The sequence below is a fragment of the Leptospira barantonii genome (genome assembly GCF_002811925.1).
In the GTDB taxonomy this organism is placed as follows: Bacteria; Spirochaetota; Leptospiria; order Leptospirales; family Leptospiraceae; genus Leptospira; species Leptospira barantonii.
The window spans coordinates 667,158-681,607 of sequence record NZ_NPDS01000001.1; the positions used below are offsets into that span (position 1 = coordinate 667,158).

A 14,450-nucleotide genomic window follows, 5' to 3' on the forward strand; every position below is an offset into this window, starting at 1 on the left:
CAAATTAACGTTAGCGACTTCGGATTAAATAGTATCGTCCGAAAATGATAGGGTTGGATCGATCTGGAAACGAACAAAGTTCGATACGGACTCGGCGAAATTCTATTCTAATTAAGAATTATAGAATATTCTAAATACCTAAATTATAAAAGTTTTGCGGTCTTTCTAAAGGCGTTTTCCGGACTTCGATGTTCGCCGATTATTTGCGATCGATTACGAGAAGGGTGACGTCGTCGTCGAATTTGGGGCGATTGCAGTATTCCACACAATCCGAAATGACCTGTGCGGACGCGTCCTTGGTCGTTTTCGAAATGGATTTGCGGATGGAAAGGGAAATCAATTCTTCGCTGTATCGTTTGGATCTGTCTTCGGAAGAATGTTCCGAAATCCCGTCCGTATAAAGAACCAAACGATCTCCGGTTTTGAAGTTCATGGAATTCTCTTCAAAGAAAAGATCCGGAATGACTCCGATCAGTTTTCCTTTCGTCTCGAGAGGAATCATATTGTCCGTGGAATTTTGTAAAAGAAGAGGATGGTTGTGTCCCGCGTTCGAATAAAGAATCGTATTCTTTTCCGTATCGATCACACAATAGAAAGCCGTCACGAAATTTCCGGCCATCTTATTGTTGAGAGCGTGATTGAGCCCCGTGAAAAACTTGGAAGGGCTGGAAAGAATTTCCTTATCGTAAGTGGAAATGATCGTGTTCATCACCGCGGCGATCACCGAAGCCGAAAGACCGTGACCGGAAACGTCCGCGATTAAAAAGCCGGTTCGTTCCGTATCCAGTTTGAAGATGCTATAAAAATCCCCGCCGACGTTCGAATACGGAATATGCTCCGCGCCCACGTCGAGACCTTTGATGTAAGGAATGGTGGTCGGGATCACCTTCGACATCACCTCGCGCGCTCTTTGTAGTTCACGATCCGAATCCACAACTCTGTGGAAAAGATCCGCGTTTTTGATCGTAACCGAAAGACGATTCGCGATCGCGCCCAACATTTCCAAATCGTTTTGATGAAACGCAAAGCCGGAGTTCTTACTGTTCACGCTGATCACGCCGAGAAGTTCGTCCCTGTAAATCAATGGGGAAGAGATGAGGGAATTCGCTTCGAACTTATACTTAGCGTTTTGATTATAACGTTTGTCTTCTTCCAAGTTTTGGATGAGAAGATTCCTTCTTTCTTTGGCTACCCAACCCGCGATCCCTTCTCCGAATGGAACAACGATCGTATGAACCGCTTCTTTCGGAATTCCTTTTGCCGCGAGAATTCTCAGGGTTTGATTCGTATGATCCGCGAGATAGATGGTTCCCGTTTTGGCCTCGAGAAATTCCAAAATTCTTTCCAAAACCCAGTTGCCCAATTCGTGAATGCTCTTTTCGGAAACGATCAACTTTTCGAATTCGTACAATAAGGAAAGTTCGAGAATTCTTTTCTTAAGATTATCGTGAATCTTCGCGTTGTGAATCGCAATCGCCGCAACTTCGGAAAGAGAAGTCAGATAATTGAGATCGGAGGAATCGAAGGCTCGTTGTTTCGTTTTGTTGAGAATCTCAAGAGTACCGATGATCTTGTCTTCCACGAACAAAGGAACACAAACCAAGGAACGAGTTCTATAACCCGTCTTTTGATCCCAGGATTGATTGAATCTCGGATCGGAATAAGCGTCTTCCAAGATGATGGGTCTTTTTTCCTTGGCGACCCAACCCGCGATTCCTTGGCCCACGTCGAGTCGGCCGTATTTCTGAATGATTTCGCCCTTTTCACCGAGCGCCACTTCGCAGTATAAGAAGTCCCCCGTTTCGTCCAAAAGAAAAAGGGAACTCGCTTCGGCTTCCAAAAGATCTTTGGAATAAAGCATGATCAAAGGCAAAAGCTGATAGAGATCCAAATTCGCATTTAAGATCGTACTCGTGTTGAGAATACTTTTCAGTTTTTGAAATTCTAAATCAGCTTGAGCCATAATATTTCTGTCAATACTACAGGAAATAGAACGTTCGTCAAGGGTTTGGGAATATTCGAGGAACTGAAAATACGAAAGAATCGAAAAGAATCGCTTATATCGCCGGGAATTTAATGCGAAAAGAAACTTCGGAGATTTTTTTCGGTCTATTTAAGTAATGGAAAATCAGATTTCTCGTTTCCTCGTATTTCTTTCCGTATTCACCCTAATCATCGGATTGGGTTACACCTATACCGGCATTCGTCTTATACCCGGCCTCGGCGCTCAGGGTTGGCTTTCTTGGTTCGCTTGGATTCTGATTCTTTTGTTCACCCTGAGTATTCCCGTAAGTTATTACATCAGCCTTACCTCCAAACAGGAAGGAATTCAAACCGCGTTTTCTTATCTCGCCTTTACCGGGTTAGGTTTTTTTACGATCCTATTCAGTCTCGTTTTATTGAAGGACATAACCACAGTCTCCTTACACGGAATCACCCAACTCTTTCCGAGTCCGTCTTCGTCCGATAACGGAAGCGGATCGGAGCTCATTCAAAGGAAAGAATTTCTAAACCAACTCTTAAGTTTTTCCGTGCTCGGACTTGCGGGAGGACTTACGGGAATCGGATTCTATCAAGCGCATAAGAAGTTGAAAGTGATTCACGTGGATGTCGTTGAGAAGAATCTACATTCTTCCCTGGACGGGTTTAAGATCGTTCAAGTTTCGGATATACATATCGGACCCACGATCAAAAAGAGTTTTTTGGAATCCGTCGTAAAGACGATCAACGAACTCGAACCGGATCTAATCGCGATCACCGGAGATTTGGTCGACGGTCCGGTAAGTAAACTCGGTCATCATATCACACCGCTTGCGGATCTGAAATCCAAACACGGAACGTTCTTCGTAACCGGAAATCACGAATACTATTCGGGGGCTTTGTCTTGGATTCGAGAAGTTCAAAAACACGGAATCCGAGTTTTGTTAAACGAACATGAAATACTCGAACACGGAGCCGCCAACTTGACGCTCGCAGGTGTTACCGATCTCAAAGCGGGAACGATCATCGCGGAACACAAAACCGATCCGTATCAAGCGATGAAAGGCGGAGAAAAATCGGATTACAAAATTCTTCTCGCGCACCAACCCAATAGCGTGTTCGAAGGGGCGGACGCCGGCTTCGATCTTCAGTTGTCCGGTCACACACACGGAGGTCAGTATTTTCCGGGAAATCTTTTGATCTATCTCGCACAGAAGTTCGTAGCGGGGCTTCATAAACACAAGGACACTTGGATTTATGTGAGTAGGGGAACCGGATATTGGGGACCGCCGATCCGACTCGGAGCGCCTTCCGAGATCAGCGTGATCCGATTGAAGAAAAATTCTTAAAACCGGTCTCTTGGGAAAGCCCTGCCGTTTTCCGATATTCTAAGAAAGGACTTAGAATTGGAGGGCGGCCATGGTCCTTTTCGGATCCAATCAAAAAATCATCATCGCGTTAGGAATCGTTTTAATCTCTTCTTTTGTATCCGCAGGTTGCGGAAAGAAAAACAAAGGAACTCCTAAGAAAGAAAATTCTAAAACCTCGTCCTCACAAAAGAAAAACGATCTGGACCTGGAGCCCGAATTGAAGGAAAGAAAATTCTTTCAAGAAGACGCGTTGGGCCAACCCAAGAAATACGTGGAACCCGAAGAATCAAACTCGGACGACGATTCCTACAAACCCCCGAAAAAAGAAACCAGACCTCTCGCTTCCTACTTAGGATCTTCTCAAGGGTGTAAGAACGGAAATTGTAAAAACGGCCCCGGCATTTATGTTTACGATACGGGAGAAGTTTATTCCGGAAGTTTCAAAAATGATAAGCGACATGGATACGGAAACATCCAATACAAGGACGGAGATAAATACTCCGGATATTTTCAGAACGATAAGAAGGTGGGAACGGGAACTTACCGTTTTGCGAACGGCGCCGTTTTCAGCGGAAGATTTTTCGACGACGGTGAAAGCGCGGAAGGCCATCTAACCGTCGGCAAAAAAAGAAAGGAATGTTCCATCATCCGCAACAAGATGAACTGTCACGGATAAACGTCGGCGGTTTGTCCCAATTGATTTTGTAAATCCAAAACGATAGACTGAGGCATCTTTAGAAGAACGTAGTTTCTAAATTCCTTCGGAGGTTTACCCGAAAATTTTATACAAGCCCTTCTAAAGGAAGACGGAGAATTGAATCCGCTTGCAAGCGCCACTTCCAAAAGATTGATCTCCGGTCTTTGTTGAATCATCCTCTTCGCTTCTTCCAATCTATGAAAGCTTAAAAAATCGGTGAAGCTAAGATCTCTATAGTTATTCAGATAATAAGAGGCTTGATGCAGAGAAAGGCCGATGTAAGCCGAAAAATCCGATAAACGAATCTCTTCGTCTAAAAATTCCCGGTCCTCTACGAATTTTTGAATTCGATCTTCGATTCTCGAAATATCCAAACGTTCGACAAGATTTTTAGGATTGGTCTGAAGGATCTGTGATTTTAAATCCTCCGGTTTGAGTTCCATAAGTTCGCTTGAAAAGCCGACCTTCCAAAAATCCGGGTGATTGTATTCCAGAACAAAGAAATAAACGATGAAAAATCCGGGAATGGAAATCGAGGTCATGATGATAAAAGGAGATTCGAGCCACATTCCAAAGGAATGCAAAAGAATTCCCGCGCACAAAGCGAAGTTTTGAAACGGATAATTGAAATAGATCTTTTTCATTTTGTTCTTCAGAATCTGAGAACAGGTCCAGACGCCCGCCAACGTTTGCAGGGTGAAAAGAATAACCTTTCCGAAATAAACCATGGAAATCAATTCTTCGAAAAGAAGTGAAAACGCCAAAATCGTAGGAAAGGATGCAAAGCTATAAACGCTATAACGCAGAGGGTTTTTCAAAACTCCGAAAAGGTGCATAACGTAGAAAGTGGAGGAGAACGTTGCGACCGAGGCAAAGCCGTAATAATAAGAATAAAAAAGTCGATTTTCAAAGGTAAGTTCGCTCTTTGCAAACTCGGTAACGAGTGTAAAAGCCTTACCGTGTCCTAAAAGAAAGATACAAACACTCAATAAGAAAATTCCACGAACGAGATTCAAACGATCTTTTTTGGCTTTATAAAGACCCGAAACCCCCGTTAAAAAACTGATCACTACACTCGCCGAATAAAAATATTCCAAGTATCGATTGAAGGCGTCCTTTAAAAAAACTAAGTAGAATAAGAAATTCCATTCCGAAAAAAAATCCATCACACTCACTCCTGTTCTCTGCTTGCCTTTCAATTCCTATGGTTTTTGGACGATTAAAAAGCTATTTCTTGGTTTGTGGTCGAACTAAAAATAAACATCTCATATTTTCAGATGACAAAACTAAATTCCAAGCGATTCCTAACGTTTGCATTGGCGTTTTTTAGATTGGAACGACAAAGGAATAAGTTCTTGATAAAACTTACTGTGAACCGGGTCAAAAGTCTTTTCATGATATAAGTTGAATAAATAGAATCCAAGAGGTTATTTGATATTGAACGTTCAAAAAAATTAAAACTGATAAACGTGAATTTTATATGTCAAATTTTGTTAAACGAAATGGATTCGTATTAGGAAAGTCTTGAATTGTCGGAACTGTAATCATTCTAAACATGAAATTTGTTTTCACGCAAAAGTCTCTCAATCGAAATCGGACAAAATGGCGGGTCCCATTTTATACATTCCGTATGTTCTTCCAAAAGGAACGTAAAGAATTTCTTTCATATTCTCGCAGGTTATATCCTGAGAGGATGTTCATCATATATTCTGGTATTCTTTTTTTAGTGAAATGAGTTTTCGATTTTGAAAAGAAGTTCATCGATTTCTTTTCATTCCCCATTGAATCCACGGATTCGATCGGTTTTTAGGAAGAAAATTATTTTCGCGGGGCCGGTCTTTAAAAACATGGCCTTTAGGTTTTATAAAAAGATAATAAAAGATAAACAAAATATTTCTCGATTCGAAACCGTTCGATCGAGAAAGTCCGGCGCAAATCGAATTCGTAAGTTGAAAATAAAATCGAAATAGAAAATGTTTAGAATCTTAGTTTGTGCGGATGGAATTGTTTATGACCGTGTCGGACCTTTTAAAAGAGTTCGTTTTATTTAACGATAAAGCCTCAACGTATCTGATATGCATTCATGCGAGCGCGATCGCGCTGAGTTTTGTCGCCGGAATTTCGGAAATTTATAAATCGAAAAAAGTGCGAATGAACATGACGCGCGGTCTTGTTTCTTTGACCGTTTCCGGTTGTTTGATTTTAAATAACGTGGCGATTTCCTTTTTGGTTTCGCCGGCTTTCGATAATCCGACTTTTTATCATCGTCTCTTTTTCGGATTGTATTACGGTTTCTTAATTTGCCCTTGTCTTTGGGGAATGTTTTATACGATGTATCTTCTGGATTTTCTTAAAAGTCCGGATTCTTATTGCAATCGTTCCACGATCGTTTTTCCGGTAATGGCGATTCTCCCATTCGTTTTTCCGAATATGATTTCGTTTTCGACTTTCGGAGATGCGATTGCTTTGGGCGTTCAGGCTACGACCTGCGTTTGGTCGACCTATTGTATCTTTCGTTTTACTAAACGCAAAATTTTTCTGAACTTTCCGTTTCAGAATCTTTGGATGTGTGTTACGTTCGCGATGCATATCTACGGGGTTTCGATTCGTTCCGCGGATTTGCTTTTGATCGTGAGTTTAATTCCCGCTCATATCGTTATCTACTTTTTTATATTAGAATACAATAATCCCGGTTTTACTTGGAAGGACGGAATTAAGAATTTCGGAACATTCGAAACGAATCTTTTACAAGGAGACTCGAATCTCGCTTCGTCGGATGAAAAACTTCCGAGAAGAAATCTGATGGAAGGTGTGAATCTTCAGATCATCGAGAATAGAATCGAAAAATTCGTAAAGGAAAGAGAGTTTACGGACGAGGATATTCGATTGCCGGACTTCGCCGCTTATCTTGGACTTTCGGTTCACCAGACTTCGTTTTATCTCAATCAATTCAAAAAATTGAATTTCCCTGAATTCATCAACTATCATCGTTTTGAAACGGCGAAACAAATGATCCAAGAGAATTCCGAGTTGAATCTTTTGGAGATCGCTCTTGCTTGCGGCTTTAATTCTCCCTCGTCCTTTCATCGCGCTTCGATTAAATTTACCGGTCTTCCTCCGAGAGAGTTGAAGAAGGAAGTTCGTAAAGTGGTCGAATTGGAAGCGGTTTCTCAGTAATTTTATTTTAACACAAAGGTTTTGTTCATGGAAGGTTTTGTATCAACGATCTATACGATCAAGGATTTCGTATTCTTGGACGAGAAGGTCTATCCGATTTCGGTTTGTGCGCAGGTAGTCGCAATGCTCTGGGGTTTAATCGGCGGGGTTTCCGATTTATTGAGATTTAAAAAAGTTCGAATGAATCTCGCTCGCGCGGCGAATTTTTTCAGCATAGTCCTCATGATGATTCTATACAACGCGGCGACTTATCTGATTCTTTCTCCCGCGCTTCTTCATCCGACTTTAAGCCATAAAATATTTTTCGGACTCTATTTCGGAGTTTCCTTTTACAGCATTGTCTCCGGTACATTCTACTTTTTGTATATTGTAGACGTTGTGGAAAAGCCCGAAAAGTATTCTGCGATTCTTGCGGGCGTGTTTCCATTTTTCTTCGCGCTCGCTTATTTCTCGGAGAATTTGATCTTCCCCGTGTATTTGACCAACGTTTTGATCATTCTTGCTCTTTTAGCGGAATGTTATCTTGCAGTATATTCAGTTTATGTAAAGAAGGCTCCGAAAATTTATCTGAATTACACGTTCCTCTGCGGAATTTTAGTCGTCGCTTATTCTTTCCGAATTTACGGAATCGAAGTTTCATCTCCGGACATGTTGGTTATGGCTTATTTGGCGTTCATTTATTGCGTCGTATACGTAAGCTTTTTACAGTTTTATTTTCCCGGTTTTAGTTGGAAGGACTCGAAACAACACAACGGAGAACCTACATCGGTTCCATCGTTCGATAAAACCGCTTCGGAAGAATCTTCGAACGAAACGAAAACGCTTCCGAGAAAAAACTTATTGGACGGGGTCAATATACGCGTTATCGAAAATCGAACCGATCGATTTTTAAAGGAAAAGGTATTTCTCGACGAAGAATTGAGATTGCCCGACTTTGCGGCGTATCTCGGTTTAACGGTGCATCAGGCTTCTTATTTTCTGAATCATTGTATGAAATCGAATTTTCCCGAGTTTCTCAATTTTCATCGTATGGAAGAGGCAAAACGAATGATTCAGGATCAGACGAATTTGAATCTTCTCGATATCGCGCTCGCGTGCGGATTCAATTCTCCCTCGTCCTTTCATCGCGCTTCCGTTAAGTTTTCCGGACTTCCGCCAAGAGAATTGAAGAAGGAAATCCTCGAAAAGACATTAGGAATATCTTATGAACTCAACGAAGAACCCGGTTGACGGATCGGCGATTTGAAATTTTAGAATAGGGCAGAAAGGCTGAAATATGACGGTGATTGACTTTTTAAAAGATTTCGTTTTAATACACGAAGGGGCTTCCACGTATTTGATATGCGTTCACGCATGTGCGATTCTGATGAGTTTTCTCGGAGGAGCTTCCGAGTTTTACAAATACAGAAACACGTATTTGAATCTGACGCGCGGTTGGGTCGCTTTCGCCGTTTGCGCGTGTTTGATTTTAAACAATGCGTCCGTATCCTTGTTGATTTCTCCGGAGATAGTCGCTTCGAATTCTTATCACCGTTTCTTCTTCGGAGTATATTACGGATTGATGATCAGTCCTTGTCTCTCCAACATTTTCTACAATATGTATCTGTTGAAGGTCGTAAAAAATCCGGAACCGTATTGCAATGCGGCGATTCTTATGATCCCGGCGTTGATGATTCTTTCTTTTCTTTTTCCGGACACTCTTTCCTTCGTTTATTTCGCGGACTTTCTTCTCCTGGGAATCGAGATTTTTCTCGGAGCTTGGTCCGTTTACGCCATTCTCCGTTTGAAACTTGCTAAAGTTTACCTGAGTTTATCGTTTATGAATCTTATGATGTGCGCCTCGATTGCATTTCACCTGCTTGGCGTGATGGATCGTTCCTCGGATTGGCTTCGTATGATCAGTTGGATTCCGAGTCACATGGTTCTTTTTTGTATTCTTTTGGAGTACAATCGTCCGGGAATTTTCGCATTTCAAGTCGGATCGGACCGGAATGGATCCGAATCGTTTTCCGTTTCCGAGATCAAAATCGAGAGGAACGAAACCGTCACCGATAAGACCGCTTCTCCAAAAAAGAATCTGTTGATAGGAATCGATCTGGAAAAAATCGATGAAAGGTTCGATAAGTTCGTCGTCGATCGAGGATTTAGGGACGAAGACATTCGTCTGCCCGATTTTGCGGCTTATCTCGGTCTTTCCGTTCATCAGGCTTCTTACTATTTGAATCAATTTAAAAAGTTGAACTTTTCCGAATTCATCAACTATCACCGAGTCGAAGAAGTAAAAAAAATGTTACGCGACCACGGGAATTTGAATCTTTTGGAAATAGCGTTGACCTGCGGTTTTAATTCCACCGCCTCCTTTCATAGGGCTGTCATGAAGTTCGAAGGGATTTCTCCTCGCGAATTAAAACGAAAACTCCAAAAAAGAACATTAAAAATTCATTATGCACTCAGCGAGAGTTCGAGTTGACGAAAGTTAACGGTTGAATACGTAAGCGGCGCCGATAAAGGAAGAATCTCCGTAAGCTCCCGTGACGATCGTGTCTCACAAGATTCATGTGCTTACTCCAAACGAGTGAGACGTCTATGTGTTGGAGTCTTTTAGAAAAAACTGATTCTCCTAATGGAGAGCTTTGATTTCCAGATTGAGTGTGATCGAGGATGAATGGCTTTGGATCGTACGCGGTGATTTGATAAGTTGATGCACTTGCGGATTGGGGAGTTCCCGCAATTTTTCACGTTGTCGCGTCGAGACTCAAGCCCATCGGCAAAGAAGGGGGATCGTATAGTGGTCGATTGCGTCCAAAGAAGTCGGAACCTCATCGGCAATCGGCTCGTTCTTTACGAATTGAAAGCTTTGGGAAGAATATTGAAATGATATCGGAGTGATTTGTGATCTCGGGTCGGAACTCATATTCGAAAGATTTATGTCTACGAGGGGAGAATCTAGGAGTTCCCGCGATCACCAGTTAAACAATTCGTCGCAAAAGTAAAGAATTGGAAGCATGAAGCAATGTTCGTAAAGCCGAGCTTTCAATCTAACCGATGATCTCTTTTTGAAATCCTTTAAAGAGCGGAGTATGGAGTTGTCTCAAAAGAAAACTCGAAGAGCAATGATTGAATTGGTGCATCACTCCCATAAAAATCATGGCAATAAATAATTGATTCCACCAGCTTCTACGAAAAATCGCGGAACCAATAAAAGAATCAACGCAGAAAGAGCGAGTAACGTAAAGTAGATCTTCTTTCGACGATCGAATACCTCCGGCTCTGAGCGAAAACTTTGAAGCCAAAGAAAAATCCAAGCCGGATAAAAAAGATGAACAAATACTCTCGTCGTGTCGTAAGTGAAAAACGTAATGATCAGAGATAATCCCAAGGGAATTAAGATCAGAAATTTCTTTCTGACAAGTCGCTCCACTAAGAATATTAGATTTCCATTGAAAAAAGAATACAACGCGAATAGCGGAATGCTGGTATTGATTGCAATCCACTTGGAAAAAGATTCGTCTCGAACGGTCGACAAGCGGGAATCTTCAAACTGAATGCCTTTCATGTAAAAAAGTAGCAACGATAAAACTCGGGCTAAAAGTAAGGCTCCAAAAATAAAACTGATCAGTTTCCATTCAATCTTTTTGTTTGTGCTTGTTTTGATCAGAGTTAGTAGTCCAACGATAATGCTGAATTGATAAAAATGATTCCATGCGGCTAAAAGTACTACAATGCCTAATGCAATGTAGTAGCGCCAGTTTTGCTTTTCGGAAATCCGATCCAAAAGTATTAGCGTTGTAGCAGAAAAGAAAAATGTTAGATGATCCGGAAATCCGATCCACGTTTTTTGAATGAGAACCAAAGGTGAAAGTAAAACAAAAAGTCCGATGAACATACCGGCCCATAAATTGAACTCAAAAGCAAAATAAAAAACGAGAAGAAGGATTCCCACAATTAAGATTGTATTGCAGAGTTTTGCAAATTCGGCTGGTGTTAAGTCCGCGCGCAGTTGATACAAAAGATACGGTAATAAAAAAGAATCCGATTGATGTTTTGAAGATAGATCCGTCTTCGTGAGAAAGTAAAGTCCCGTGTTGTAAACGCGAACTTCTTCCTTGGATTTGTAGAGATAGGTTGAGCCTTCACGAAGGATGAATAAGAATGCAAGAGTTAGGAGGAGGGCGGGGAGGAGCTTTTTCACGATGGGATAAGGTTTAGGGCGGGAGTGGGTGGTTGTCAAGGATTTGGATAATAGTGAAAGGAAATGGTGGTTGTAATTGTCCGAGCGGTTCCTCCATTGCGTTTGGATCGGGCTAACCGTTCCAATAAAGAGATTGCGGTCTGCATTGAAATATAGAAATGGAATCGTAATCCCAATTTCTTGCTTCGCTTGATCGCTACCGTGCGCGTCTCGCTACTATTTCTTTTCTTCTTTCAGATTCTTCTTATTGACGGAGAATTGTTTTCAAAGATAGATTTCGTTTTCTAAGTCTTATTTAGTTTCCCTTATTTTTCATTTTCCTAAGCAATTTGGGTTTTTGTTTGCTAAGGTTAGGTTTTGCGAGTCTCAGGCTTAATCCAATTTGGTTTTAAATTATCAGGACCGCACCATCCCCAGTCATTTAGTATTTCTTTCATATTTTCCTTAGAGCATTCCTCTTTGTCTAAGGGTTCGTCGAGAGTAGAGTATCCATAGCCTGCGTTTAAGATTTTTTCCGTAAATGGTTGAATTGAGCTATAATCAGATACAATTAACATTCCATTTGGAGCCCCAAAATTTTTTACAATGAATTCGACATTAATTTTCTCTCCGTTAGGTAGAGAAAATGAGTTGGGAACTTCGATTTCAATTTGCAACTCGGTTGCAACTGATTGCCAAATTTGTAATAATTTCATAAACTTTTTTTTAGTCTTTAATCGGAATATGATTTACTGGCTCAATGTGTCCATGCGGTTCTTTAACATATGTTCGCGTGCAGATCTGTGAGCTTGAAATTCGCTTTCGTCATACCAATGCGTCCCGAAGGTGGCTCGGGTCGCATGCTGGAAGTTCATTTGGGCGGTTCCAGCGGAGCGATCTATAGAGAGGCACTGAGTTCAACGAACGCAGTGAATGGCTACATTGCTTTCTATTATTGAAGCTATTTCTCTATCTCCCTTAGCGATAGAATATTGTTTTTAAAGGACAGTTTTTGTTTTGTAAACTCGTTTGATTTTACCTATACTAATTTAGTTTCTTCAAGGCTCAGGATATTCATCTTCTTTCGGCTTCCTGACTAAAGTGACGTAGTCTTTTTCTTTGGCTCCGAATCTTATATAATTTTCTTTCGCCAACTCTAGACTAATTCTATTCGCACCGCCTGAATAAGATGGATCATCATTTTGAACATTATCATTTTCCCAATAGCAGACTGGGCATATCTCAAATGAGCCAGATTCCTCTTCGAAAGTTAGATAGCCGCAACAAGGACAAGGGAAACTCATTATTCTCTTAATCTTCTATTTTATTTTTGTTTATTCCAGTAATTAATATTGTCTTTCGGTTTGAACATAGTTTTGGGAACGCCATCTTTACTCGCTGCAAACGTATTTGTTTTCGGATTATATTGTAGATAAGCGTTGTCTGATGAGCGATATTTGCCAAACGTTCCAAATGGTGGCTCCTTTATAAATTTATGCGTCCCGTCTACATATTGTTTAGAGTTCTGAAATTCCGGAAACTCCTTTCCGTGATCTTTCCAATGCGAATACGCATTTTCCGTTGAAGTTTTCTTTTTAGTCGATGACCAAATGGATTTCGGCAAGGTTGCCTTTTCGCCACCGCTCCTAAGAGTAGCACCAGTCGGTCCTCCAAGATTGGTAGTCCCCAATCCGATCATGGTTGAACCCATAAAAACACCGAAATTGACTAACTCTGCGATTTTTGGATTGTTTCCATATAGTTTTTCGTTTAGCTTCGCATTACCTTCCTTAACTACTGGAATTTTTTCCGCAGCCTTCATTGCAAGGGTGACTCCGGCGTTGGTTGGTGTTCCCTTGGCTAATCCATTGACTACTGTTGCAGTTTTTAGAAATGAACTTTCATTTTGATAATTGATGCGGTTGTTAATGTCTTGATGAGTTGCTTTGTCTGCTTGTGCTGAGGCATTGGAACAGGTAGCAGCAAAAAAACTTCTCATTCCTTGAGTGAAGCAATGCCCCGTCGGATCCTTCGCTCCGATCGGGTTTCCTTTCACATACGAGAACCGGTTCCAACCTTGTGTATCCCATTCTCCATCGATCACAGTATCCGCACTCGTAAATCTCGCGATCCCTGGATCGTAGTATCTCGCGTTGTAAAAATAAAACCCGGACTCTCTATCTAACTCCTGCGAGTTGTATTTCGGAGCAAAGTCGGTGTCCCCACGATGAACAAACGTCTCGCCGTAAGGCAAGTATTGCATTTTGGAAAGAGTCTTGCCGTCATCGTCTAACACGTGTGAGACGGAATCGACTTGATCGGTGAGATAGTAGGCTACGGAACCGTTTTCGGCGAGCGCCGCGATTCTCACCCCGTTGAGATAAACGTTGTTTACGGAAGTGACTACGTTCTCGCTTTCGATGTATTCAAGGCCGTAGAATTTGCTTGGATACAAGATCTCTACGTTTGTAAACTGATTGTATGAGCGGTTCCTGCTATCGCAGGACCAGGCTCTCCGCTCCGGTAAAGAAATTGAGTATCAGATTGAAACTCGTTATCTTTCTATATTAGCAATTTCTTAACCCCGCATCGATCCCTACCGCACATCGAGTTAATCCTTAGCAATGCAGTGGCTATCAGAGTTTGGGTTAAGTTTGGAAGTCGAGTTTTCGAATTGCGCCTGCCCATGTGTTGAACTCAAAAGCGAAATAGAATACAAGTAGAAGGATTCCCGCAATTAAGATTGTATTGCAGAGTTTTGCAAAGTCGGCCGGTGTTAAGTCTGCGTGCAGTTAATACAAAAGATACGGTAATAAAAAAGAATCCGATTGATGTTTAGGAGAAAGGTCGGTCTTTGTGAGCCAGTAAAGTCCCGTGTTGTATACTCGCGCTTCTTCTTTGGATTGGTAGAGATAGGAGGAGCCTTCGCGAAGGATGAAGAAGAATGCGAAAGTTAGGAGGAGGGAGGGGAGGACTTTTTTCACGATGGTAGGTTTAGGGTGAAGATGGGTGGTTGTCAAGGATTGCAATACAGAAAGAAAACGGCGACTATAAT

General features: G+C 41.5%; 10 protein-coding genes and 1 pseudogene. 5 read left to right on the top strand and 6 right to left on the bottom strand.

The genetic code is table 11. The features are described from left to right. Positions 1 to 199: 199 nt before the first annotated feature. Positions 200 to 1,963: a GAF domain-containing SpoIIE family protein phosphatase gene (locus tag CH367_RS03300; protein ID WP_100761041.1), complete on the bottom strand. Its 1,764-nt coding sequence runs from the start codon at positions 1,961 to 1,963 to the stop codon at positions 200 to 202. A gap of 157 nt (positions 1,964 to 2,120) precedes the next feature. Here CH367_RS03300 and CH367_RS03305 point away from each other — a divergent pair, with 157 nt between their 5' ends. Next, the gene (locus CH367_RS03305) at positions 2,121 to 3,329 is read left to right on the top strand and encodes a metallophosphoesterase (protein ID WP_100761042.1); all 1,209 of its coding nucleotides are present in this window, start codon (positions 2,121 to 2,123) and stop codon (positions 3,327 to 3,329) included. Between the two features lie 70 nt (positions 3,330 to 3,399). After that, positions 3,400 to 4,026, top strand: a complete 627-nt coding sequence (locus tag CH367_RS03310) for an MORN repeat-containing protein (RefSeq protein WP_100761043.1) — start codon at positions 3,400 to 3,402, stop codon at positions 4,024 to 4,026. Here CH367_RS03310 and CH367_RS03315 read toward each other — a convergent pair. Continuing rightward, positions 4,017 to 5,213, bottom strand: coding sequence for an AraC family transcriptional regulator (locus CH367_RS03315; protein WP_100761044.1), 1,197 nt, complete (start codon positions 5,211 to 5,213; stop codon positions 4,017 to 4,019). The genes CH367_RS03310 and CH367_RS03315 overlap by 10 nt on opposite strands. Before the next feature lie 844 nt (positions 5,214 to 6,057). On the opposite strand from CH367_RS03315, the gene CH367_RS03325 reads away from it, so the two are divergent. The 3 genes from CH367_RS03325 to CH367_RS03335 are packed head-to-tail and all read left to right on the top strand — an operon-like array spanning position 6,058 to position 9,694. Beyond that, positions 6,058 to 7,224 carry an AraC family transcriptional regulator gene (locus tag CH367_RS03325; RefSeq protein ID WP_165783201.1) on the top strand — a complete coding sequence of 389 codons (1,167 nt, stop codon included), beginning with the start codon at positions 6,058 to 6,060 and terminating at the stop codon, positions 7,222 to 7,224. A 27-nt stretch (positions 7,225 to 7,251) separates the two neighbouring features. Beyond that, entirely contained in the window at positions 7,252 to 8,454 is a 1,203-nt protein-coding gene (locus CH367_RS03330; protein ID WP_100761047.1) for an AraC family transcriptional regulator, read from the top strand. Between the two features lie 46 nt (positions 8,455 to 8,500). Beyond that, entirely contained in the window at positions 8,501 to 9,694 is a 1,194-nt protein-coding gene (locus CH367_RS03335) for a helix-turn-helix domain-containing protein (RefSeq protein WP_100761048.1), read from the top strand. 675 nt (positions 9,695 to 10,369) lie between these two features. Here CH367_RS03335 and CH367_RS03340 read toward each other — a convergent pair. From CH367_RS03340 to CH367_RS03355, 4 genes and pseudogenes are all read right to left on the bottom strand, one after another. Further along, positions 10,370 to 11,416: a hypothetical protein gene (locus tag CH367_RS03340; protein ID WP_125226087.1), complete on the bottom strand. Its 1,047-nt coding sequence runs from the start codon at positions 11,414 to 11,416 to the stop codon at positions 10,370 to 10,372. A gap of 350 nt (positions 11,417 to 11,766) precedes the next feature. Then, positions 11,767 to 12,111: a hypothetical protein gene (locus tag CH367_RS03345; protein WP_100761050.1), complete on the bottom strand. Its 345-nt coding sequence runs from the start codon at positions 12,109 to 12,111 to the stop codon at positions 11,767 to 11,769. A 342-nt stretch (positions 12,112 to 12,453) separates the two neighbouring features. Then, a complete protein-coding gene (locus tag CH367_RS21125) occupies positions 12,454 to 12,699 on the bottom strand; it encodes a CPCC family cysteine-rich protein (RefSeq protein ID WP_100761051.1) in 246 nt (81 codons plus the stop codon). 710 nt (positions 12,700 to 13,409) lie between these two features. Then, positions 13,410 to 13,874, bottom strand: a pseudogene (locus tag CH367_RS03355) (RHS repeat-associated core domain-containing protein); the annotation flags it as partial. Between the last annotated feature and the right edge of the window lie 576 nt (positions 13,875 to 14,450).